This is a genomic window from Brevundimonas sp., assembly GCF_030682035.1.
Classification (GTDB): Bacteria; Pseudomonadota; Alphaproteobacteria; order Caulobacterales; family Caulobacteraceae; genus Brevundimonas.
On record NZ_JAUXQZ010000023.1, the window covers coordinates 114,925 to 135,168 of the forward strand.

23 protein-coding genes are annotated in these 20,244 nt (G+C 67.9%); 8 read left to right on the forward strand and 15 right to left on the reverse strand.

The window, feature by feature from the left end; genetic code table 11:
- Nucleotides 1–16 precede the first annotated feature (16 nt).
- Nucleotides 17–1,171, forward strand: a complete 1,155-nt coding sequence (locus Q8K49_RS05090; protein ID WP_305304549.1) for a bifunctional 2-C-methyl-D-erythritol 4-phosphate cytidylyltransferase/2-C-methyl-D-erythritol 2,4-cyclodiphosphate synthase — start codon at nucleotides 17–19, stop codon at nucleotides 1,169–1,171.
- Here Q8K49_RS05090 and Q8K49_RS05095 read toward each other — a convergent pair.
- Nucleotides 1,158–3,488, reverse strand: coding sequence for a fused MFS/spermidine synthase (locus Q8K49_RS05095; RefSeq protein ID WP_305304550.1), 2,331 nt, complete (start codon nucleotides 3,486–3,488; stop codon nucleotides 1,158–1,160). The two genes, Q8K49_RS05090 and Q8K49_RS05095, sit on opposite strands and share 14 nt — an antisense overlap.
- Before the next feature lie 84 nt (nucleotides 3,489–3,572).
- Between Q8K49_RS05095 and Q8K49_RS05100 the strand changes: the two genes are divergently transcribed.
- Both Q8K49_RS05100 and Q8K49_RS05105 read left to right on the forward strand, forming a co-directional pair.
- Complete coding sequence (locus tag Q8K49_RS05100; RefSeq protein WP_305304552.1) at nucleotides 3,573–4,064, forward strand: CinA family protein; 492 nt, start codon at nucleotides 3,573–3,575, stop codon at nucleotides 4,062–4,064.
- Nucleotides 4,061–4,291 (forward strand): sulfurtransferase TusA family protein, encoded by a 231-nt coding sequence (locus Q8K49_RS05105; RefSeq protein WP_305304553.1) that lies wholly within the window; start codon nucleotides 4,061–4,063, stop codon nucleotides 4,289–4,291. The genes Q8K49_RS05100 and Q8K49_RS05105 overlap by 4 nt, the downstream gene beginning before the upstream one ends.
- Here the strand turns inward: Q8K49_RS05105 and Q8K49_RS05110 are convergent.
- Nucleotides 4,254–5,159, reverse strand: a complete 906-nt coding sequence (locus tag Q8K49_RS05110) for a YihY/virulence factor BrkB family protein (protein WP_370867732.1) — start codon at nucleotides 5,157–5,159, stop codon at nucleotides 4,254–4,256. The genes Q8K49_RS05105 and Q8K49_RS05110 overlap by 38 nt on opposite strands.
- A gap of 213 nt (nucleotides 5,160–5,372) precedes the next feature.
- Between Q8K49_RS05110 and Q8K49_RS05115 the strand changes: the two genes are divergently transcribed.
- The 3 genes from Q8K49_RS05115 to Q8K49_RS05125 all read left to right on the forward strand — a co-directional run bounded on the left by Q8K49_RS05115 (nucleotide 5,373) and on the right by Q8K49_RS05125 (nucleotide 8,444).
- Nucleotides 5,373–6,686, forward strand: coding sequence for a diguanylate cyclase domain-containing protein (locus Q8K49_RS05115; protein WP_305304556.1), 1,314 nt, complete (start codon nucleotides 5,373–5,375; stop codon nucleotides 6,684–6,686).
- 50 nt (nucleotides 6,687–6,736) lie between these two features.
- Nucleotides 6,737–7,495, forward strand: a complete 759-nt coding sequence (locus Q8K49_RS05120; protein WP_305304557.1) for an SRPBCC domain-containing protein — start codon at nucleotides 6,737–6,739, stop codon at nucleotides 7,493–7,495.
- A gap of 196 nt (nucleotides 7,496–7,691) precedes the next feature.
- A complete protein-coding gene (locus Q8K49_RS05125) occupies nucleotides 7,692–8,444 on the forward strand; it encodes an SDR family NAD(P)-dependent oxidoreductase (protein WP_305304558.1) in 753 nt (250 codons plus the stop codon).
- On the opposite strand, the gene Q8K49_RS05130 is transcribed toward Q8K49_RS05125, so the two are convergent.
- The 11 genes from Q8K49_RS05130 to Q8K49_RS05180 form a co-directional block, all read right to left on the reverse strand.
- A complete protein-coding gene (locus Q8K49_RS05130; RefSeq protein WP_305304559.1) occupies nucleotides 8,401–8,958 on the reverse strand; it encodes a hypothetical protein in 558 nt (185 codons plus the stop codon). The two genes, Q8K49_RS05125 and Q8K49_RS05130, sit on opposite strands and share 44 nt — an antisense overlap.
- 113 nt (nucleotides 8,959–9,071) lie before the next feature.
- Nucleotides 9,072–10,694, reverse strand: a complete 1,623-nt coding sequence (gene der / locus Q8K49_RS05135; protein WP_305304561.1) for a ribosome biogenesis GTPase Der — start codon at nucleotides 10,692–10,694, stop codon at nucleotides 9,072–9,074.
- A gap of 141 nt (nucleotides 10,695–10,835) precedes the next feature.
- Nucleotides 10,836–12,257 carry a PQQ-like beta-propeller repeat protein gene (locus Q8K49_RS05140; protein ID WP_305304563.1) on the reverse strand — a complete coding sequence of 474 codons (1,422 nt, stop codon included), beginning with the start codon at nucleotides 12,255–12,257 and terminating at the stop codon, nucleotides 10,836–10,838.
- Nucleotides 12,258–12,280: 23 nt separating this feature from the next.
- Nucleotides 12,281–13,030, reverse strand: a complete 750-nt coding sequence (locus Q8K49_RS05145) for a tetratricopeptide repeat protein (protein ID WP_305304564.1) — start codon at nucleotides 13,028–13,030, stop codon at nucleotides 12,281–12,283.
- Nucleotides 13,031–13,121: 91 nt separating this feature from the next.
- Nucleotides 13,122–13,958, reverse strand: a complete 837-nt coding sequence (gene panB, locus Q8K49_RS05150; RefSeq protein WP_305304565.1) for a 3-methyl-2-oxobutanoate hydroxymethyltransferase — start codon at nucleotides 13,956–13,958, stop codon at nucleotides 13,122–13,124.
- A 79-nt stretch (nucleotides 13,959–14,037) separates the two neighbouring features.
- A complete protein-coding gene (locus tag Q8K49_RS05155; protein ID WP_305304566.1) occupies nucleotides 14,038–14,451 on the reverse strand; it encodes a hypothetical protein in 414 nt (137 codons plus the stop codon).
- Nucleotides 14,441–15,001 (reverse strand): RNA polymerase sigma factor, encoded by a 561-nt coding sequence (locus Q8K49_RS05160; RefSeq protein ID WP_305304567.1) that lies wholly within the window; start codon nucleotides 14,999–15,001, stop codon nucleotides 14,441–14,443. Before Q8K49_RS05160 ends, Q8K49_RS05155 begins: the two co-directional genes overlap by 11 nt.
- Nucleotides 15,002–15,027: 26 nt before the next feature.
- A complete protein-coding gene (locus Q8K49_RS05165; protein ID WP_305304569.1) occupies nucleotides 15,028–15,408 on the reverse strand; it encodes a DUF6249 domain-containing protein in 381 nt (126 codons plus the stop codon).
- Between the two features lie 139 nt (nucleotides 15,409–15,547).
- Nucleotides 15,548–15,871 (reverse strand): hypothetical protein, encoded by a 324-nt coding sequence (locus tag Q8K49_RS05170; RefSeq protein ID WP_305304570.1) that lies wholly within the window; start codon nucleotides 15,869–15,871, stop codon nucleotides 15,548–15,550.
- Nucleotides 15,861–16,400 carry an RNA polymerase sigma factor gene (locus tag Q8K49_RS05175; RefSeq protein WP_305304572.1) on the reverse strand — a complete coding sequence of 180 codons (540 nt, stop codon included), beginning with the start codon at nucleotides 16,398–16,400 and terminating at the stop codon, nucleotides 15,861–15,863. The genes Q8K49_RS05170 and Q8K49_RS05175 overlap by 11 nt, the downstream gene beginning before the upstream one ends.
- A 21-nt stretch (nucleotides 16,401–16,421) precedes the next feature.
- Nucleotides 16,422–16,835 carry a hypothetical protein gene (locus Q8K49_RS05180; RefSeq protein ID WP_305304574.1) on the reverse strand — a complete coding sequence of 138 codons (414 nt, stop codon included), beginning with the start codon at nucleotides 16,833–16,835 and terminating at the stop codon, nucleotides 16,422–16,424.
- Nucleotides 16,836–17,015: 180 nt separating this feature from the next.
- On the opposite strand from Q8K49_RS05180, the gene Q8K49_RS05185 reads away from it, so the two are divergent.
- A complete protein-coding gene (locus Q8K49_RS05185; RefSeq protein ID WP_305304575.1) occupies nucleotides 17,016–17,255 on the forward strand; it encodes a hypothetical protein in 240 nt (79 codons plus the stop codon).
- On the opposite strand, the gene Q8K49_RS05190 is transcribed toward Q8K49_RS05185, so the two are convergent.
- Nucleotides 17,252–17,596 carry an arsenate reductase gene (locus tag Q8K49_RS05190; RefSeq protein ID WP_305304576.1) on the reverse strand — a complete coding sequence of 115 codons (345 nt, stop codon included), beginning with the start codon at nucleotides 17,594–17,596 and terminating at the stop codon, nucleotides 17,252–17,254. The genes Q8K49_RS05185 and Q8K49_RS05190 overlap by 4 nt on opposite strands.
- A 671-nt stretch (nucleotides 17,597–18,267) precedes the next feature.
- Here Q8K49_RS05190 and Q8K49_RS05195 point away from each other — a divergent pair.
- The gene (locus Q8K49_RS05195) at nucleotides 18,268–18,771 is read left to right on the forward strand and encodes a VOC family protein (RefSeq protein WP_305304578.1); all 504 of its coding nucleotides are present in this window, start codon (nucleotides 18,268–18,270) and stop codon (nucleotides 18,769–18,771) included.
- On the opposite strand, the gene Q8K49_RS05200 is transcribed toward Q8K49_RS05195, so the two are convergent.
- Nucleotides 18,757–20,166 carry a dicarboxylate/amino acid:cation symporter gene (locus Q8K49_RS05200; protein WP_305304579.1) on the reverse strand — a complete coding sequence of 470 codons (1,410 nt, stop codon included), beginning with the start codon at nucleotides 20,164–20,166 and terminating at the stop codon, nucleotides 18,757–18,759. The genes Q8K49_RS05195 and Q8K49_RS05200 overlap by 15 nt on opposite strands.
- Between the last annotated feature and the right edge of the window lie 78 nt (nucleotides 20,167–20,244).

Here is a 20,244-nt window from a genome sequence, read left to right on the forward strand (position 1 = left end):
CGATTAGAAGGCCGGGATGACCACCGCCCTCCCCGCCTTCGCCGCCATCGTGGTCGCCGCCGGCTCCGGCTCCCGCGCCGGAGGGGCCAAGCAGTGGCGGCGTCTGGGCGGCAAGCCGGTCGTACTCTGGTCGGTCGAGGCTCTGCTGAAAGCGGGCGCCGAGGATGTCGTCGTCGTCGCAGCGCCCGGTTCGGAGGTTGAGGCCGGGGCCGCCCTCGCGGGCCTGTCCGGCTGGCGTCTCGCGACCGGCGGGGCGACGCGGGCGGATTCGGTCCGGAACGGGCTTGCGGCGCTCGGCGGACCTGATGACCGCCCGGTGCTGATCCACGACGCAGCGCGGCCGCTACTGGGCGCCGACATCATCCGGCGGACGATTGAAGCCCTGGCCGAAGCGGACGGCGCCCTGCCCGGCCTGCCCGTCGCTGACAGCCTGCGCCTGGCGACGGACGGTGTGGTCTCCGGCGCGGTCGAGCGTGACTCGCTGTGGCGGGCGCAGACGCCGCAGGCGTTCCGGCTGAAGACCATCGTCGACGCCTACGCCGCCTGGCCCGCCAATGAGGCCGCCGCCGACGAGGCCGCCGTGGTCGAACGCGCCGGCGGGCGGGTCCGTATCGTCGAGGGCGACGCGCGGCTGATGAAACTGACCTTCCCCGAGGATTTCGCCATGGCCGAAGCGCTCATCCCCCGCCAGACCCGCGTTGGCCAAGGCTTTGACGCCCACCGCTGGGGGCCGGGGACCTCGGTCTGGCTGTGCGGCGTCGAGATCCCGCATGACCAGACCCTGGTCGGTCATTCCGACGCCGACGCCGGCCTGCACGCCCTGACCGACGCCATTCTGGGGGCCATGGGAGACGGCGACATCGGCGACCATTTCCCGCCCACCGATCCGCAGTGGAAGGGCGCGTCGTCCGACCGGTTCCTGATCCACGCCGTCGAGCGGCTGGCCGCGCGCGGCGGCCGGCTGGTCAATGTCGACGTGACCCTGATCTGCGAGCGGCCCAAGGTGAAGCCGCACCGTCAGGCCATGCGGGAACGGCTGGCCGAACTGCTGTCCCTCCCGCTGGACGCAGTTAGCGTCAAGGCGACGACGACCGAGGCGATGGGCTTCACCGGCCGCGGCGAAGGCCTGGCCGCGCAAGCCATCGCGACGATCGAACTTACTGGTTCCTGAGCGCCTGAAGCTCGGGCGTGTCGAACATGCTGCGTCGTAGCGAGCCGAACAGGTTGACATAGTCGTCCGTCCACGGCCGCACCGCGGTCCGGGCCGGCGTGTTCCAGCGGCCGTCGGCAATGAAATCGTCCAGCCCCTCCGGCGTCGGCGACAGGATCAGGGCCTCGGTCGAGGCCTCGGCCATCTCCGGCGTATCGTCCCGCTCATAGTAGAGCTGGTGGAGGCTCGGCCGGCCCAGGGCCTGGGCCGCGGCGATGGCCGGCAGGGTGATGTCGAGGTTGCGGTTCGACAGGTGCAGCAGCACGACCCCGTCGGGCTTCAGCAATGCCAGATAGCCTTCAATGGCCTCGACTGTCAGCAGATGGGTCGGCACGGCGTCCGATGAGAAGGCGTCGATGATCAGCAGGTCGTAGGATCCCGGTGCCTCCTTCGCCAGCGTCAGGCGCGCGTCGCCGAGCACGGTGTTGATCGGGCCCGAAGCGCAGTCGGAGATGTAGCTGAACCACTGCGGATCGCGCGACAGGCGGTTCACCATCGGATCGATCTCGAAGAAGGTCATCGTGTCCTCGGTGCGCTTGTAGGTCGCCATGGCGCCGGACCCCTGACCGACCACGCCGATCTTCGCCGGACCGCGCCGCTCGACCATGGTCGCCGCCTGACCGATCGGGGTCGCCGCGGCGTAGTAGAGGGTCGGAATGCAGTCGAAGCGGCCGTCGCGCGCCTGGGCGCCGTGCAGGGTCGTGCCGTGCATCAACACATGGACGTCGCCGCCCAGCCGCTGATCGGGCGAGTTGGCCACCCGCATCACGCCGAAGAAACTGCGCTCCGAATAGCTCCAGTCATAGCCGCGCGCGATCCACTGGGCCGAAAGGGCGATCATCAGCAGGATGGCGGTGAAGACCAGCGCCCGGTCACGCATCAGGAAGGCGCAGATGGCGGCGGGCATCAGCAGGACCATGGTCAGCTGATCCATGCCCAGCGGGAAATTATCGTAGAACCAGCCACGCGCACCGTCATTGGCGTTCAGGTAGATCGACAACAGGACCGGTGAGGCCGCGACCGCGCCTGCGGCGACCAGGGTTCCGATGTGGATCCCGGTCAGCCGCCCCTTGCCCCACGGCCGAGCCAGGCCGACGAGCACCAGCACCAGCGGATACTCCCACACCATGTTGAAGATGACCGGCGCCAGCAGGGCCGTGAAGGCCCCGCCGACGACGCCGCCCAGCGACATCAGCAGATAGAATTCCGTCAGTCGGTCGGGCGGCGGTCGCCTTGACGCCAGTAGCTGGTGGCACATCAGGGCGGCGAAGAAGAAGGCTATCAGGTGCAGGCCGAACGCCAGCGACCAGTTGGCGGAGCGGAAGGCCACGATCAAGACCACGATCGCGCCGGTCGCCCCCTGGATGATCAGGGTGATGTTCAGGGGAATCGACGGCCGGTTCTGGAAGGCGATCACGAAGGTCAGCAGATAGAGCGCCAACGGCAGCACCCAGAGGAAGGGGGCCGAGGCCACGTCGGTCGACAGATGGGAGGTCACGCCCAACATCAGGCTGGACGGCGCCGCCGCCAGCAGGACGAGCACGCCCTTCTCTCGCCATGAGATCGGCGCGCTGGCCGCGAGCGGCGCGGGCTCCGTCGTCTGGTCCAGCCGGCGGCGCCAGACCGTGAAGGCCAGGACCACGACCATCAGCACGAAGACGACATAGCCGCCGCTCCAGCCGAACCAGCCGCGCTGTCCCGACAGGGTCGCCAGCGGCTCGATCAGGATCGGATAGGACAGCAGGGCGAGGAAGCTGCCGAGGTTGGAGGCGGCGTAGAGGACATAGGGGTTCTGGCCATCCGCGTGACCGGCACGGACCCGGGCGTACCAGGCCTGCATCAGCGGCGCCGTCGCCGAGAGCACCGCGAACGGCGCGCCCACCGACAGGGTCAGGGTGGCCAGCAGCCACATGATGGGGGCCGCCGGGTCCGGATCGCCCAGCAGGCCGTTGACACTGAGCGGCAGGAACAGGGCGGCGAGCAGCAGCAGACCCAGATGGATGCCCACCTGGGTCTTGATTGATCCGACCTTCTGCAACAGGTGGGCATAGCCGTAACCGGCCAGCAGGGCGGTCTGGAAGAAGACCATGGCGGTGTTCCACACCGCCGGAGATCCGCCCAGCATGGGCAGGACCAGTTTGGTCACCATCGGCTGGACCACGAACACCAGCGCCGCCGAGGTGAAGATGGCGACCGCGAAAAGGATGGGCGTGAGGCGATCTGGTGCGCCCGACCCAATGCCCGTTTCGACGCTGGAGTCCCCGGTGGTGTCGCTCATGCCCGCCCCGTATGCTGGCGCCGTCCCCGGGCGCATCCCGCTACCCTGGACCGACTCGCCGCCCTTTCGGAAGACCTCGAACGCATGTTCCCCGCTGACATCGAATCCCTCGCCCGCCAGGTGATCGAAACAGCCGTCGCCCGGGGTCTGACCATCGCCACGGCCGAGAGCTGCACCGGCGGGCTGGTCGCCGGCGCCCTGACCGCGATTGCGGGCTCGTCCGCCGCCGTCGAGCGCGGCTTCGTCACCTATAGCAACGCCGCCAAGACCGAGCTTCTGGGCGTGCCCGCTGACCTGATTGAAGCCCACGGTGCCGTGTCGGAACCGGTCGCCCGCGCCATGGCGGACGGCGCCCTGACGCGGTCGCCGGCCGAGGTCTCCGTCTCGGTGACAGGCATCGCAGGGCCGGGGGGCGGCTCTGCCGACAAGCCGGTGGGGCTGGTGCATTTCGGAGCCGTCGGCCCGGCGGGCGCGATCCATGTCGAACACCGCTTCGGCGACCTTGGACGCGACGAGGTCCGGCTGGCCGGCGTTCGCGTGGCCCTGGACCTGTTGCTGGACCGGATCGGCGCATGATCGTCGACGCCCGCGGCCACCGCTGCCCGACCCCCAGCCTGAAACTTCAGAAGGCAATGCGGGATGTCGCGCCCGGCGCCCGCCTGACCCTGCTGGCCACCGACCCGATGGCGCGGATAGACGTGCCGCATCTGATGGCGGGACTGGGCGGGGAGACGGTCTCGATCGACGAGACGGACGGGGTGCTGACTATCGTGGTCGCGACGCCCGCCGCGCCGACAGGCTGACCACTGAATTCGGCAAGGGCTCGTCCGGTTCGATCTCGGGCGCACCCATGGAACGGGCGGCGATCTCCATCTCGGTGGCGAAGGCGCCGCCATAGAAGATGGCGTTGACGTTCCACGACAGCCAGATCAGCAGCACCACCACCGCGCCGACCGATCCATAGGTCGCCCCCAGAGGCGCGATCTGCTCGACATAGATGGCGCAGAGCCAGGACGAAATAGTCGACATCACCGTGGCCACCACCCCGCCGGCGATGGACGGCGCCCAGGCCACCGGCGTGCGATGTGACATGGCGTAGCGGTAAAGCATGGTCAGGCCGATCGCGAGCCCGAGCGCGGGCCACAGGCCTTCCAGCGGAAGGCCGCTGGAGGCGGCCGCTCCGCCGGGTCCGGCGTGTTCCAGCAGACGCGAGGTCACCACCGCCCCGGAGACGATGGTGAACAGCAGGAAGGCCGCCAGGGCGACGAAGAAGGCCAGCAGGTTGAACTTGAAGAAGCCGTGCGGCTCCTTCTCGTCATGGATCAGGTTCAGCCCGGCCAGCAGGGCCTTGAAGCCCCGGTGCGCCGCATAGCCGCCGATGACCACGGCGAAGAAACTCTGGGCCGAAACGGTCCGCGCCGAGGCGTTGGCCAGCCGCTCGATCTCCAGCCGGAAGATGGCGCGCGCGGCCGTCGGCATGACATCGGCCAAGGCCGCCGCCTGTTCGCTGACCTGGGTGATGGACAGCACTGCCTTGTAGAAACCGATCAGGATGGCGATGGCCGGGAAGACCGCCAGCAGGGCGAAGAAGGACACGCCACCGGTGTAGAGCATCACGTCGCGGCCCCAGCTGCGCGTGAACGCCTTGACCGACAGGCGGCCCCACAGCATGGGCATGGCCCAACGCGCTGCTGCTTCGATGTCCGATTTCGCCTGCAATCCGGTCCCCACACCCTGCAAGCTCGCACTACTACCCCAATTCGGGCCACGGGAAACCCGCTGCGGAAAGCGACAGCCGACCCGTTGCCTGTAGCCGCCTGCCCTCGCTATGGTCCGCCGCCATGAGACCGCGCCCGGGGCTGGGGGCGGCTGGAGATTTCGCCCTTGGGTTCCGATCCGCGCATACTGGTCGTCGCCCCCGACGACGGCCTGATTGGCCCGTTGTGTCAGGGGTTGGACGCGCTCGGCTGGCGCACCGTGACCGCCCGATCGATGGCCGGCGCCGTCCAGGTGCTGATCGACTGGCCACTGGAGACGGTGATTCTCGACGCCCGGATGCCCGACGCGGTCGAGGGGATCGCCGCCCTGCGCCAGACCGTAACCCCTCGCCGCCTGCCGATTCTCGCCATCGGGTCCGAAGCCGCGGCCTGGGCGCCGGGTCTGGCCGACATCGTGATGTCCAATCCACCGCACGCTGCCCAGGCGGCGCTGCGGCTGGAAAGTCTGGTCCGGTCCGCCATCGCCGAGGAGGAGGTGTCGCTGCGCGAGGCGACATTCGCCGCGCGGGGCCAGCCGCTGCCGATTTCCGACCTCGACGTCACCCCGTTGCGGGTCCTGGCTGCCGGCAAGCCGGACCGGCATTTCCTCGCCCTGTCGAATGCCCTGACCGCGCGCGGCTGCGAGGTGGTGGCGGCGCCGACGCCCTACACCGCCTTCGACTACCTGCATGAGCGGCCGTTCGACGCCGCCGTCCTGTGGGGCGCAGAGGACCATGCTCCGGCCCTGTCCATCGCCTCGGGCATGAAGCGGAACACCCGCCTGTATCACATCCCGGCGGTGCTCTATCTGCGCGGCGCGGGCGAGATCAATCTGTCCGAACTGTACAATCGCGGCTTCGCAGACGTCGCCGCGGCCGACACGCCCGAGGATGAGACGGCGGAGCGAATCACCGCTCTGGCCCGCGCCCATCGTCGCCACGTCGCCATTCGCAAGGCGCTGGAGAGCGCCCGCGGCTCGGGCCTGACTGATCGCACGACGGGCCTGTTCACCCCCGAACTGTTCGCCAGCCATCTGGCCCGCGTGGCCGAGGGCGCCCGTCTGCGTCGCCGCCCGCTCTCGGTCGCCGTTTTGCGGGTGTCCGAGACCGAGGCGGTCGTCGAGGCGCGCAAGGGCGGCTGGCTGGATCGCGCCCTGCCCCAGATCGGAGCCATGGTCTCGCGCCTGATCCGCACGGAGGACACCGCCGCCCGCCTGTCGGCCGATGTGTTCGCCCTGGCCCTGCCCGCGACGCAAGGACCGGCCGGGCGGATCGCCGCCGACCGGATCGCCGCCGTCATAGGCTGCACCGCCTTTGACGCCGGTCCCGACCGGTCGCCCTTTGTGGTCGAGTTCGAGGTGGGCGTCGCCGAGGTGGCGGCCGGGGAGTCACCCGCCACGGTGCTGGAACGCGCTTCAAAGGATGTTCGCGTTTCCGTCTGACGGCCGCGCCTGGCCGGTCGGCCCCGCTGAAGAACCAAGGACCCACGATCATGAGCGACCAGCCGCCCGCCGCCGTCGATGGCCCGACCACAGACCACGTCCTCGTCGAGGTCACCATACCCGCCCCTGCCGACACGGTGTGGGCGGCCCTGCGCGACCCGCAGAAGATCAAGGAATGGTTCGGCTGGGAGACCGACGGCCTGAAGGATGAGATCGACTTCATCTTCGTCACCCACGCCGCCGCCGACGAGGAAAGGCGGGTCGTCACCTTCGTGGGCGTCCAGGACCGCTATGAGGTCGAGGCGCACGGCGACGCCAGCATCGTCAGGGTGGTGCGCGCGGCCCCGGCCGGCGACGACTGGTCCGACGTCTTCGACGGCATGATCGAGGGCTGGATCTCCTTCACCTGGCAGCTGGCCTTCGCCTTCGCCCGCCACCCCGGCCAGACCCGCCGTACGCTCTTCTTCTCGGGCCCGCCGCGCGAGGACCGGCTGGCCCTGTCCCTGCTCGGCCTCGACGCCGCCCCCGCGCCGAGGGAACCCTGGTCCATGCCGCTGGGACCGGAGGCGGCGGCCTCTGGCCATGTCTGGTATCTGGCGCGCCACCAGACCGGCGTCACCGTCGACGCCTGGGGCGACGGCCTGCTGGTGGTGGTGGACCGCCCGCCCAGCGAGAAACAGCCGCGTGGCTCGACCATGCTGACCCTGACCACCTACGGCCTCAGCGAGGCGGCCCTCGCCGACCTGCGAGCCTGCTGGCAGGGCTGGTGGGATGAGCGGTTCGAGACGGTCGGGCCGGGCTGCGACTGACGGGAGCGGTCATTCCAGACACGGTGTTCCAACTCGATGCCACTATCAGCTCGCCAGCGACGCTGGCCGGCTATGGATACAGTGCACACCAAGACTGAACATCCAGGCCGTCTCGTCGGGTTCGGGTGACCACGCCGTCCAATTCTGCGCCTCATGATCATTGACCCCGCGCGGCGCCATGCCTACCAACCGCGCCATGACCGACCTCCCCCTCCGAGACCGCATGGCCCTCGTCGTCGGGGCGTCGCGCGGCATCGGCTACGAGAGCGCCCTGGCGCTGGCCAAGGCGGGTGCGCATGTGATCGCCACGGCGCGGACGGTGGGCGGGCTGGAGGAGCTGGACGACGCCATCTTCGCCGCGACCGGCAAGCACGCGACCCTGATCCCGTTCGACCTTGTGGACGGCGGGGCGATCGACCGGTTGGGCGGAGCGATCCATGAGCGGTTCGGGCGGCTGGATGTCTGGGTGCAGGCGGCGGCGACCATGGGGGCCTCGGGCCTGACGCCGGTCAGCCACGCCGACCCGCGCGTCTGGGCCAAGGTCGAGAAGACCAATTTCACCGCCGTCTATCGCCTGATCCGCTCGCTGGAGCCCTTGCTGAAGGCGTCGGACGCCGGACGCGCCGTCTATCTGACCACCAGCGTCGCGGCGGCGCCCCGAGCCTTCTGGGGCATGTACGCCGCCACCAAGGCGGGGGCCGAGGCCCTGGTCAAATGCTGGGCCGACGAGATCGAGTCCACACCGGTGCGCGTCGCCATCCTCGACCCGGGCCGGATGCGCACGGCGATGCGGGCCCAGGCCTGGCCCGGCGAGGACCCGGAGGACATCCCCCACCCGTCGCTGATCGGCCCGCTGATGGTCGAACTGGCGCGCGGTGATCTTGAGCCGCCGCTGGAGGTCAGTTTCAAGGACTGGAGTTCGGGACCGGGGGTGGCGGCGCTGATCTGAGAACGTCGGCGGGAGCTGAGGCCTCGGCGCCGGCTTCTTCCGTGTCCGCCAGCCGGGAGACAAGGTGACCCGGCGCCATAGTGCTTCCATCAAGGGTCTTGAGCATTTCCAGAAACCCGGGATCATAGGCCTTCTGGCGCAGGCTCAAAAAATACTGGGCTCCCGGCTGAGTCGAATAGGTCGCGAGGACGGAACTATTCGCCTCCCACAACTCACAGCCGATCACGCCGTCCAGATAGTGCAGATACAGGTTTTCGTACACCTTGAAGAAACTGTACATGGTGTGAACGAGACGGGCCCGGTCTCTCTCGTCGAGCGACTGGAAGTCGTGACACCCGCGCTGGAAAATCCAGGGCAGATCCTTGTCGCCCATGACATGGTGGCTCCATTCCATCAGCGAGCGCATCGCGGCGTCCCGGTATTCGGTTTTGAAGGCCTTGGCACCCGAGCGAATCTGTAGCGCCAGATAGATCAGGGACGCCACCACGGCGGCTGCGCCGATGGCTTCGGCCAATGCCGCTACTGCTGCCCAATCCATTCGCGCCCCGCAAATCGCTCTCCGCCACTACTGGGTGGTAGTTCGACGCGCTGTCAACCAAACCACCAGCCGCGCACGGCGCCCGCCGCCTACTTCTTCGGCAGGTGCTTCTGCCCGGTCCGCACCCGCCCTGACCGCGACACCTGCCGCGCCCCGCGCCGCGCGCCCTTCTGGACCGCCACCGACGAGCCGGCCTTCTTGTTGGCGCTGGCCTTCAGCCCGGCCAGCGGCTTCAGCTTGGTCTTGCCCGCCTTCTTCTGCTCCAGCGCCTTGCCGGGCAGGTTGGACAGCATCTCGGCGCGCTCGGCCTTCTTGATGACGCGCCTCGGCGCGGTCTTGGCATCGCCCTTGTAGCGTTCGGGGCCGGACTTGGAGCCGCCCGGCGCATAGGGGTTCTCAGAGCCCGACTTGACCAGCAGGCGGATCGGGGTGCCCGGCAGGTCGAAGCTCTCGCGCAGATTGTTGACCAGATAGCGCTTGTACTGCTCCGGCATGGACTCGGCGCGGCTGGCCATCAGCACGAAGGTCGGCGGCCGGGCCTTGGTCTGGGCCATGTATTTGGGCTTGATCCGCTTGCCGTCGACGGCGGGGGGCGGATGCCTCTGGGTAGCCAGCGCCAGCCAGGTGTTGAGGTCCTTGGTCTTGACCTTGACCGACCAGGTGGCGTGGGCCTGAAGCACGGCCGGCATAAGCCGCTCTACGCCGCGGCCGCTGTGCGACGACAGGGCCACGAACGGCGAGCCCTTGAGCTGGGGCAGCTTGTCCTCGGCCATCTGGCTGAGCTTGGCCAGCTTGGCCTGGGGGCTTTCCTCGAGGTCCCATTTGGCGGCGACATAGACCAGGGCCCGGCCCTCGCGCTCGACCAGATCGGCCAGCTGCAGGTCCTGGGTGTCGAAGGCGTCGTCCTTGTCCATGACCAGCACGACCACCTCGGCGAAGGTGATGGCGCGGATGGTGTCGGCGACCGACAGCTTCTCCAGCTTCTCCTGCACCCGGGCCTTGCGGCGCATCCCGGCGGTGTCGACCAGGCGGATGTTCTGGCCCTCGAACTCCCAGTCGACCGAGATGGAGTCGCGAGTGATGCCGGCCTCGGGGCCGGTCAGCATCCGGTCTTCGCCGATCAGCCGGTTGATCAGGGTCGATTTGCCGGCGTTGGGGCGGCCGATGATGGCGATGCGGATCGGCTTGTCGGGCTCGTCGATCTCTTCGATGAAGATGTCGGCGCTCGCGGCCACCACGGCGGCGTAGAGGTCGGCCATGCCCTCGCCGTGCTCGGCCGAGATGGCGACCGGCTCGCCGAAGCCGAGCGAATACGCCTCGCCGATGCCGCCGCCGCTCTCGCGGCTCTCGGACTTGTTGGCCAGCAGGATGACGGGCTTGTGCTGTTTGCGCAGGCGGTCGGCGAAGATCTGGTCCAGCGAGGTGACGCCTTCGCGGGCGTCCATCATGAACAGGATCAGGTCGCCGTCTTCCAGCGCCGCCTCGGTCTGTTCGCGCATCCGCGATTCGAGGCTGCCGTCGGTGACGTCCTCATAGCCGGCGGTGTCGATCAGGGTCAGGTCCATGTCGCCGATGTTGCCGTCGGCGTAGCGACGGTCGCGGGTCACGCCCGGGCGGTCATCAACCAGCGCGAGGCGCTTGCCGACGAGACGATTGAACAATGTCGACTTGCCCACATTGGGGCGGCCGACGATGGCGACTTTGAGAGCCATGTCGGCCTTCTAACGCAGTTCGGGGGGCGAGCGATATCGGTTCACATGCACTTGGCATCTGAACCCAGATCATCGCTCCAACTAAAGTAGGGCCATTTTTTGGATTCAGGTCGAATCGACCTGAACCAAAAATGGACCAGGTCAGCGAACGCTGACGAGGTCGCCCTTGTCGGTGAGGACGTACAGCGCGCCGTTGTAGGCGGCCGGAGCGATGTGGACCGGTCCGCCGCCCAGATTGATCGACGCCGTCTGGACGCCGGTCTTGGGATCGAAGGCCACCAGTTCGCCATCCGAATTGGTCAGCACCAGGCGGTTCGAGGCCATCAGCGGACCCGACCAGATCGGCCGCACCGTGCGATCAAAGAACCCAAGGAAACCACCCTCCTGACGCACGCGGCCTTCGTTGAGGTCGCGGGTCCAGTAGATCTGGCCGCTGTCGCGGTTGATGACGGTCAGCTCGCCTTCCTTGGACACGACGTAGATCACGTCGCCGACCGGCAGGGGCGCATTGACGCCGGCGATCGGCAGTGGCGCCCATTTCGGCTGGCCCGAGCGGATATCCATGGCCGACAGCACGCCCGAGTGGCTGACGGCGTAGACGACGCCGCGGCTGATCACGGGACGGCCGGCGATATCGCGGATTTCGGACAGGGCGCTGGTGCGGCTGGTGCGCGACAGGACCTGCTGCCACAGCGATTGGCCGGTCGAGGCGCGCAGGGCCACCACTTCGCCGGATGAGAAGGGCGCGATCACCGTATCGCCGATCACAGCAGGGCTGGAGGCGCGCAGGACACGGGCGGGCTCGGGAATGCCGCGATAGGACCACTCCTGACGGCCGGTCGCCGTGTCGAAGGCCTGAATCTGGTTCTCGACATCGACGACGAAGACCCGGCTGCCCGAGACGGTCGGTGCGCCGTGGATCGGCACATCGACGGGGGTGGTCCAGATCACCGCGCCGGAGGCCTGATCGATAGCGGTGACGGTGCGATAGCCCGAGGACACGAAGACCCTGCCGCCGCCAACCGCGACGCCGCCGCCGAAGCCGCCGCCGTCCGACCGGCCGCCCATGCCGAGGAAACCGGTGCGGCGCGAATCCTCGGCCGGTTTGATGTTGGTTCGCCAGGCCTGGGCGCCCGTTCCGGCGTCGAGGGCCGAGACGCTGGCCTCGCCGTCCAGCACAAAGACGCGGCCATTGTCGGCCACGACCGGAGCCATGACCTGACGCGTGCGCGACGAGCCGGCGCCGATGCCACGACGCCAGGCGACGGTGAACTCAGCGCCCGCGATCACATGTTCGACCGAATTCTCGGCGTTTCCGCCCGGCTGGGTCCAGGCGGTCGCCGCCTGGGGACCGGGGATGAAGAAGTCACGGCCCGACAGGGCGGCCGACGGGACCAGCGCCTGTTCGAACTCCAGCACCGAAATCCGCTGACCCTCGGTGGCGGTGGCCTGGGGCGCCTTGTCCCGGCCGAGGCCGAACGGCAGCATCCCCTGCACAGTGCTGCACGAGGCGAGGGTGACGGCGAGACCGCTCAGCAGGGCGACTTTAAGCACGCGATTCATGGGGTACGTCCTGAAAGCGATGATCACGGGCGAGCCGGGGCGGCGGCGGGCGCCGCGGGTGCGGCCGGAGCCGGCGGGGCGACGGGAATGGCGGCCTGCGCGCGCACGATGGCGGCGAGGCCGGGCGCGCCGCCGGCATCGATCGCCGAGATGGCGAGTTCAGCCCGCTGGGTGACGATCTCGGGCGTGTCCAGACCGTTCTTGAGCAGCACCAGCGCCTCACGGGCAGGAGCGACCTGGCCGTGCTGCAGGCGGGCCATGGCCAGGGCTTCGACGGCGAAGGCGCTGAACGGGCGGCCATCCTTGGCCAGGGGCTCGAGACGGGCCTCGATCTGTTCGAGGGTTTCGCTGTCCATCGCCAGCCAGGCGGCCTTGAGCGCGGCGGGATCGGACAGGAGCGGGTCGCCGGAGGCCTTGGCCGCCTCGTCCAGAAGCGCGATCGCGTCAGGAACACGGTTGGCGGCGAGAGCGATGCCCGCGCGCTGGCTCAGGGCCATGACCTTATAGGCCCCGTTGCCGTCCTTGGCCGCCTGAATGAAGGCGGCGTCGGCCCCGATGGGATTGCCGGCTTCCAGAGATTCCAGACCGCGATCATAGGCGACGGAGGCTTTGTCGGCCTTCGACGTCTGCCAATTGTCCCAGCCCCAGAAGGCCAGGGCCGCGATCAGGGCGACCAGAAGTACGCCGCCCGCGACAGGCAGCCAGGTGCGGGCCAGCCGCTTGTAGCGGTCGGAGCGAAGCTCCTCCTCGACCTGCTCGAAGACATCAACCACGGATAACTCGCCCCCAGGATCGGCTCTCAGGCCGCTAAAATTCAATCCGGCCGGACCCTAGAGGGTCACATTCGCCGCCGCAACGCACGGCTTAGGGCGTGGCGGGCTTTTTCGAGAAGTAGGTCTCGACTTCGGCAGGAAAACGGCGGGCCTTCACGTCGGCGGCGTAGGCAGCGACGGCCCGGTCGATATCGCCGCGCATATCGGCGTATTTCCGGACGAATTTTGGGGTCCAGTCGAACAGACCCAGCATGTCGGGGGTCACCAGAATCTGACCGTCGCAGGCGGACGAGGCTCCGATGCCGATGGTGGGTTTGTCGATCGCCTCGGTGATGTCGCGCGCCAGACCTTCCGCCACGCCCTCGATAACGACGCAGAAGGCCCCGGCGTCGGCGGTGGCCTCGGCCTCGGACATGACCCGCAGGCGTTCTTCGTCCGTTCGGCCCTTGGCCTTGAAGGCGCCGTCGGTCAGCACCGCCTGGGGCCGCAGGCCCACATGGCCCATGACCGGTATGCCGCGCTGGACCAGATAGGCGATGGTTTCCGCCACCGTCGGTCCGCTTTCGACCTTCACTCCCTGGGCCCCGGTCTCCTTCATCACCCGGGCGCAGTTCTGATAGGCCTGCTCCTTGGCGCCCTCATAACTGCCGAACGGCATGTCGATGACCACCATGGCCCGTTTGGAACCGCGCATGACGGCCTGGCCGTGCAGGATCATCATCTCCAGCGTCACCCCGACCGTGTTGGGCATGCCGTGGACCACCATGCCGACACTGTCGCCGACCAGCAGCAGATCGCAGTGATCATCCAGCAGGGCGGCGGTCGGGGAGTCATAGGCGGTCAGGCAGACGATTGGCTCCCCGCCCTTGCGGGCCCGGATGTCGGGCGCGGTGATGCGTTTGACCGCTTCCTGCTTCTGGCTGGACATGGGGAGATCCTCTTGTTCGGACCTCCTAGATAGTCGCCGGCGTCCGCCCCGTCATCCCTGGGGCATACAGAGCGTCGGATCAAACGTCCTGCGACAGCTTCATCACCCCGGCGGCGGCGAGCGCGATGAGCGCTCCGGCGGCGATCCAGAACAACTGCATGCCGCCCATGGCGCCCAGTTCCAGATTGGCCAGACCCAGCTGGTCCAAGCCGGTCTGGACCGCGCCCTGGGTGTTGAGCGAGACGCTGCGGATGCCTTGTCCCAGCGCATTGCCGGCCACGACGCCGTCACCGGCGCCGAGGTTCACGCTCATGGTCTCGCGCACCGCCACGACGCCGCCGATGACCCCCGCCAGACCGAGGGCGAGAAAGCGCACGCGCGAGCCCTTCTGCAGCTGCTGCTCCACACGGGCGGTGAACAGGGCGGAATCGGGCATCTGGGGCGCGCGCGCGAACAGGCGCTCGATATCGGGATCGAACTCGTCAGCCGACATGCTGCGTGCTCCCCAAGGGCTGTCCAGCCTGCGGCTGGAGCCGCGCGCGGAGTTTATCCAGACCACGTTTGACATGAGACTTCACCGTACCAAGTGGCAAATTGAGGGCGGCGGCGATCTCTGGATGCGCCATGCCGGCCCCGTGACAAAGGGAGACACACAGTCGTTCGGGCTCGCTGAGCATTTTGAGGGCTTCGTCGAGATCGACCAGGCCCGCATGATCGGTCGCGGGCGCGGCGTCTTCATTCCCGACCTCGGCGACATAGCGGGCCTCCTTGGCGACCCGCTTGATGTAGAGGCGTGCCGCAATCCGTTTGACCCAGGCGGCGAAGGTGCCCTCGCCGCGAAATTCGGCGCAGCGCTCGAACGCCTGGATAAAGGCGTCCTGGGCGATGTCGTCAGCGAGCGAGGCCTGGGCCCCCATCCGCCGCAGCAGGCCGCGCACCGCCGAGCCGTGGCGGCGCACCAGTTCTCCGAACTCCCGCCGTCCGCCCGCCGCCGCAAGGGCGGCGAGCTCGACGTCGTGCCGGTCTACCAGGGATTGGGTCATGATATTTCCCCCTGTCCGACCCGGCCTCAGTCCTTGTTCTTGTTGAAGGCGCTCAGAAGAATGAAGGCCAGACCGATGGCGCCCGGGATGGCAGCGAAGGCCCCGAAGCCCCAGGCCTCGGTCTCTCCGAACTTGAAGCCGATGAAAGAGAAGGTGGCGGCGATGCCCAGCGAAAGGGCGAGCAGGATCACGCCCGTACGCAGGTCCCGGGCAGCGCTCGCAGGCGGTTTGACGGTCTGGCGGGTCAGGGCGTCAATCACTTCGGGCGGCAGCGGCTGCCCCTTGTCCAGCGAAGCCCGCAGCGTCGCCTGCATTTCCCGCCGCTCCTTGCTCTTGAGCCAGGTCGGAACGATCACGATGGCGGCGATCATCGCGAACATCGCGATCGGGATAAAAACTTCATCCATCTGGCAAATCCTCTGATTTCTGTCTGACCGGAGCGTGATGCCTCGGCCTCCTGACGACAAGAGGCGCCGGCGGGACCGAACAGATGCGATCCGGCAGGTGAAACTTTCGTAAGGCGGTCGAGACCACCCGGACCAATCCTCAGCGTGCGCTGAAAGGGCCCCGGAAACGGCCGTTGAAGCGGCGCGACAGCCACAGGGCGACGACGGCAGTGACCGCCGCCCCCGCCAGCCTGGTCAAGGCCGGCGCGAGCGCGGCGCCCAGACTGTCGCGCATGGGCCCGACCACCGGGATCAGGGCCCACAGCACGGCAACGGCGGCCACGGCCCAGGGCACGAGGGCGCCCACGGTCATCCACGCCCGGCGCAGGGCGATCGCCTGGGCCATGCGGGCCTGAAAGGCGTAGTCGCGCGCGGGCGGCGCCTCGGCGGCGAACAAGGCGGACAGTTTCTGTTCAGGCGTCATCCGGACATCCCAGCGCCTTGAGCAAACGCGCCCGTCCGCGTGCAACATGCGACTTCACCGTGCCCAACGGCAAGCCGAGAGCCATCGACGCCTCGCCATGCGACCAGCCGTCGGCCAGGCACAGGGCCACGCAGGCGCGCACATCGGGCGGCAGTTCGGCCATGGCGGCCGTCATTGACATCCGGTCTTCCGGCGAGACCCCGACCGGCGTCTCGACCGTCTCCAACCAGAGGGTGTCGCGGGCGGCGCTTCGCCGCGAGGAGCGGATGCGGTCCTGGGCCTTGCGCCAGGCGATGCCGCACAGCCATGCGCGGACCCCGGCGGGCTCCTTGAGCGAGCGCAGCGCCCCCCAGGCCGCGAGAAAGGCGTCCTGGGCCACGTCGTCCGCCTCGGCCCAGCCGCCGCCCAGGATCCGCCGCAGAAAGCCGCGCACCGCCGCCTGATGCCGCTCGATCAGCCGTGAAAAGGCTACGTCCGAGCCGGCGAGCGCCCGGCCCACCAACTCGGCGTCGGTCTGTAGTCCCCCCATGGCCCTGATTCCTGACCAGCATCAGACCCGCGGGCCGCGCCCGCCGCTGCGCAGGGCCGCGACCAGCGAGGCCAGAGCCAGGGCGCTGAGCACGAAGCTGACGATCAGGAAGGCGTCGCCCGCGCCGTAGATGTCCGTGTAGCTGGCGTAGCCGAAGCCCGCCGCCATGACTCCGAACAGCACGACCGAGAACCAGGAGCCATCGCCGGGCCGACCTTCACGACGCGTATGCCAGGAGTCGTCGTCGGCATCGATCGGGCGTTCCAGCACCTTGAGAAGGGCCGCGGGCGGCTCCTGACCCTTTTCGGCATAGGTCTGGATCAGCTTCAACGTATCCTTCTGACGGCGGTAGTTGAGCAGGCTGGAAAAGCCCGAAGCCACGAACCAGCCGATCGGGAAGATCAGCCACCAGTAGGAACGGAACAGGTCTTCCATCGTCGTCACCCCTCATCGCACGGAGCCCATCGCCCACGCTTTCATAGGGTAATCGGCGCCGTCATCGCCAGTAGATGCAGTCGATGTGAGTTTTTCCGGCCTCCCGCCGGGAAGTCTGCATGCAACGCCGCTACCCGCCCCGCGTTGGCTTGCGAACGCAGCTACGCCGGAGACCGCACCATGGCCCAGTTCACCTATCGCATCGTCGAACACGACGGAGGTTGGGCCTATCGTCTGGGCGAGACCTGGTCAGAGACCTTCGCCGATCACGACGCCGCCCGCGCCGCGGCCATCGCGGCGTCGCGCGAACAGAAGGTGCCCGACGAGGACACGCTGATCGAATTCGCCGATCCCTCCGGCCGCTGGATCACCGAGCGCGCCGACGGCCACGACCGGCCCGAGGTCGCCGTCGAAGGTTAGGTCAGGATTGCAGCGTATCGTTCGGGCTTGAACCCAACGAGGGTCCGGTCGCCCATATCCAGCACCGGCCGTTTGATCATCGACGGCTGGGCCAGCATCAGGGCGACGGCCTTGCCCGCATCCAGGTTGGCCTTGTCGGCGTCCGGCAACGCCCGGAACGTCGTTCCCGCGCGGTTCAGCACCGTCTCCCACCCATGCTCGGCGACCCAGCCCTCCAGACGGGGCCGGTCGATTCCCGACTTTTTGTAGTTATGGAAGATGTGGGCCACGCCGTGCTGGTCCAGCCAGACGCGCGCCTTCTTGACCGTGTCGCAATTGGGGATGCCGTAGAGGGTGAGCATGGGACTTCGCTCTTATTGTTGACTCGATACATCAGGTCGGGCTGCTGGCTTACCAGATCGCACCGGAGTTCTTCACAGTGGCCCCGACATCTCGCGCGAAGCCAGCCCTCGTTGTCGCGCTTCCACTCGTGGCTTGCTTGGCCCTGAGCGCGTGCGCCATCGCGCCCACGACGCCGGAGCCCGAGGTATTTGGCGGCATGACCCTGGATTTAGAGGCCATGCGGGTGACGACACCCTCATGGAGTTGGGAGCTGATCGACTGCTCTGACGAGGATATTCAATGCCTCGAGGCCCCGGGCCATTTCCTCGTTTCCATGCAGCGAGAATGCGACGGGAGCGGGTCGTGGGACGCGGGAGGGCATCGTTATCGGGTCATCGCCCCTATGCCACACTACGGGCTGCCTTCTGCAAGCTACATGTCCATGAAGTACCCGCGGGTGCACTGGTACTTTGGACCACCGGTTGATCAAGGATATCACCGTTGGGCCCGAACCGCCGACACGCCAGGAGATCGCTCTTGGAGCACCAACGATACGCTGGAGGAGTATCAGGTCCGGGTCGTTGGCTCCACAGACTGGTTCCGGTGCGGCTGACGACTCCGGCCGACCCGGGCATTTGCATTTAACTCTGTAGTTAAATATACCTCTCCTGTCAGCAAAGGAGAGCCCGTCATGACCGCCCTGCCCTCGCGCCAGAAGATTATTCCCTGCCTGTGGTTCGACAAACAGGCCGAGGAGGCCGCGGGATTCTATGTCTCCCTCCTGCCGGACTCCCGCATCGACGCCGTCGTTCGCGCGCCCGGCGACTATCCCGCCGGCAAGGCCGGCGACGTCCTTCTGGTCGAGTTCACCCTTGCGGGAACTCGCTACACCGCCCTGAACGGCGGCCCGCATTTCTCATTCACCGAAGCGATCTCGCTGCAAATCGACTGCGAGGATCAGGCCGAGGTCGACCGCCTGACCGAAGCCCTCTCAGCGGTCCCGGAGGCCGAACAGTGCGGTTGGGTCAAGGACCGCTACGGCCTGTCGTGGCAGATCGTGCCCTATGCGATGAATCGCTTCCTCGCCGATCCCGACCTCGCCGTGCGCAAGCGCGTCTTTGCCGCCATGATGGAGATGAAGCGGCTCAACATCGCCGAACTGGAACGCGCCGCGAAAGGTTTAGTCGTCGTCTGATTCCCGGCTGCCGACGGCGACGGGAGTCGGATGGCTCGCGAGCGCCATGTTCAAAGCCTCGCGGTCCAGCCCGTTCTCCCACTTCGCCACAACAATGGTGGCCACGGCGTTGCCAATGAAATTGGTCAGGGCCCGGCATTCGCTCATGAATCGGTCGACGCCGAGGATCAGGGCCATGCCCGCCACCGGCACCGAGGGCACCACCGCCAGCGTCGCCGCCAGGGTGATGAATCCGGCGCCGGTGACCCCCGCCGCCCCCTTGGAGCTCAGCATGGCCACGGCCAGCAGCAGCAGCTGATCCCCCAGCGACAGCTCGACCCCGCAGGCCTGGGCGATGAACAGGGCCGCCAGCGTCATATAGATGTTGGTGCCGTCCAGATTGAACGAATAGCCGGTCGGAACGACCAGGCCGACCACCGACTTGTCACAACCGGCGCGGCCCATCTTCTCGATGAGGCTGGGCAGGGCCGCCTCGGACGATGAGGTGCCCAGCACCAGCAGCAGCTCCTCTTTGAGATACCGGATCAGCTTGAAGATCGAGAAGCCGTTGAACCGGGCCACCAGGCCCAGCACCACCACCACGAATAAGGCCGACGTCAGGTAGAAGGTCGCCACCAGCGCCGCGAGGTTGATGACGGACTCGATGCCATACCGGCCGATGGTGAAGGCGAAGGCCCCGAACGCCCCGATCGGCGCCGCCTTCATCAGGATGGCGACCAGTTTGAAGAAGGCCTCGGACACGCTTTCCAACAGCGTCAGGACCGGCTGGGCCCGGTCGCCGATGACGGCCAGCGAAATGCCGAACAGGATGGCGAAGAACAGGACCTGCAGGATCTCGCCGCCGGCGAAGGCGCCGACCACCGTCTCGGGGATGATGTTCATCAGGAAGCCGACGATGTCGGTGTCATGGGCCTTGGCGACATAGGTCTCGACCGCCGCCGGATCGAGCGTCGCCGGATTGATGTTCATGCCCGCGCCGGGCCGCACCACATTGGCCACGATCAGCCCGATGATCAGGGCCAGGGTCGAGAAGGTCAGGAAATAGGCGAAGGCCTTGCCCACCACCTGGCCCAGCTTGCCCAGGTCCCGCAGGTGGGCGATCCCGGTCGCCACGGTCAGGAAGATCACCGGAGCGATGATCATCTTCACCAGCCGGATGAAGGCGTCGCCCAGCGGTTTCAGGCTCTCGCCGAAGACCGGCCAGAAATGGCCGATCAGGGCGCCGAGGGTGATGGCGAACAGGACCTGGAAATAGAGATGGGTCCAGATCGGTTTGCGCTCCGGCGGCGCGGGCGGCGGCGAACTCGTATCGGGCACGGCGACGCCGGGCGCCGCCTTTTTCACGGTCGGGGCGCGCTTGCGGCCGCCAATGGATGTCGTGGGCTTGCGCGCCATGGCCGTCCCTCCCGTCGCCGGCTGACGGCCGCGACTCGCGGAGGTCAGCCTAAAGCGGGGGCCGCGCGGTTCCCAGCC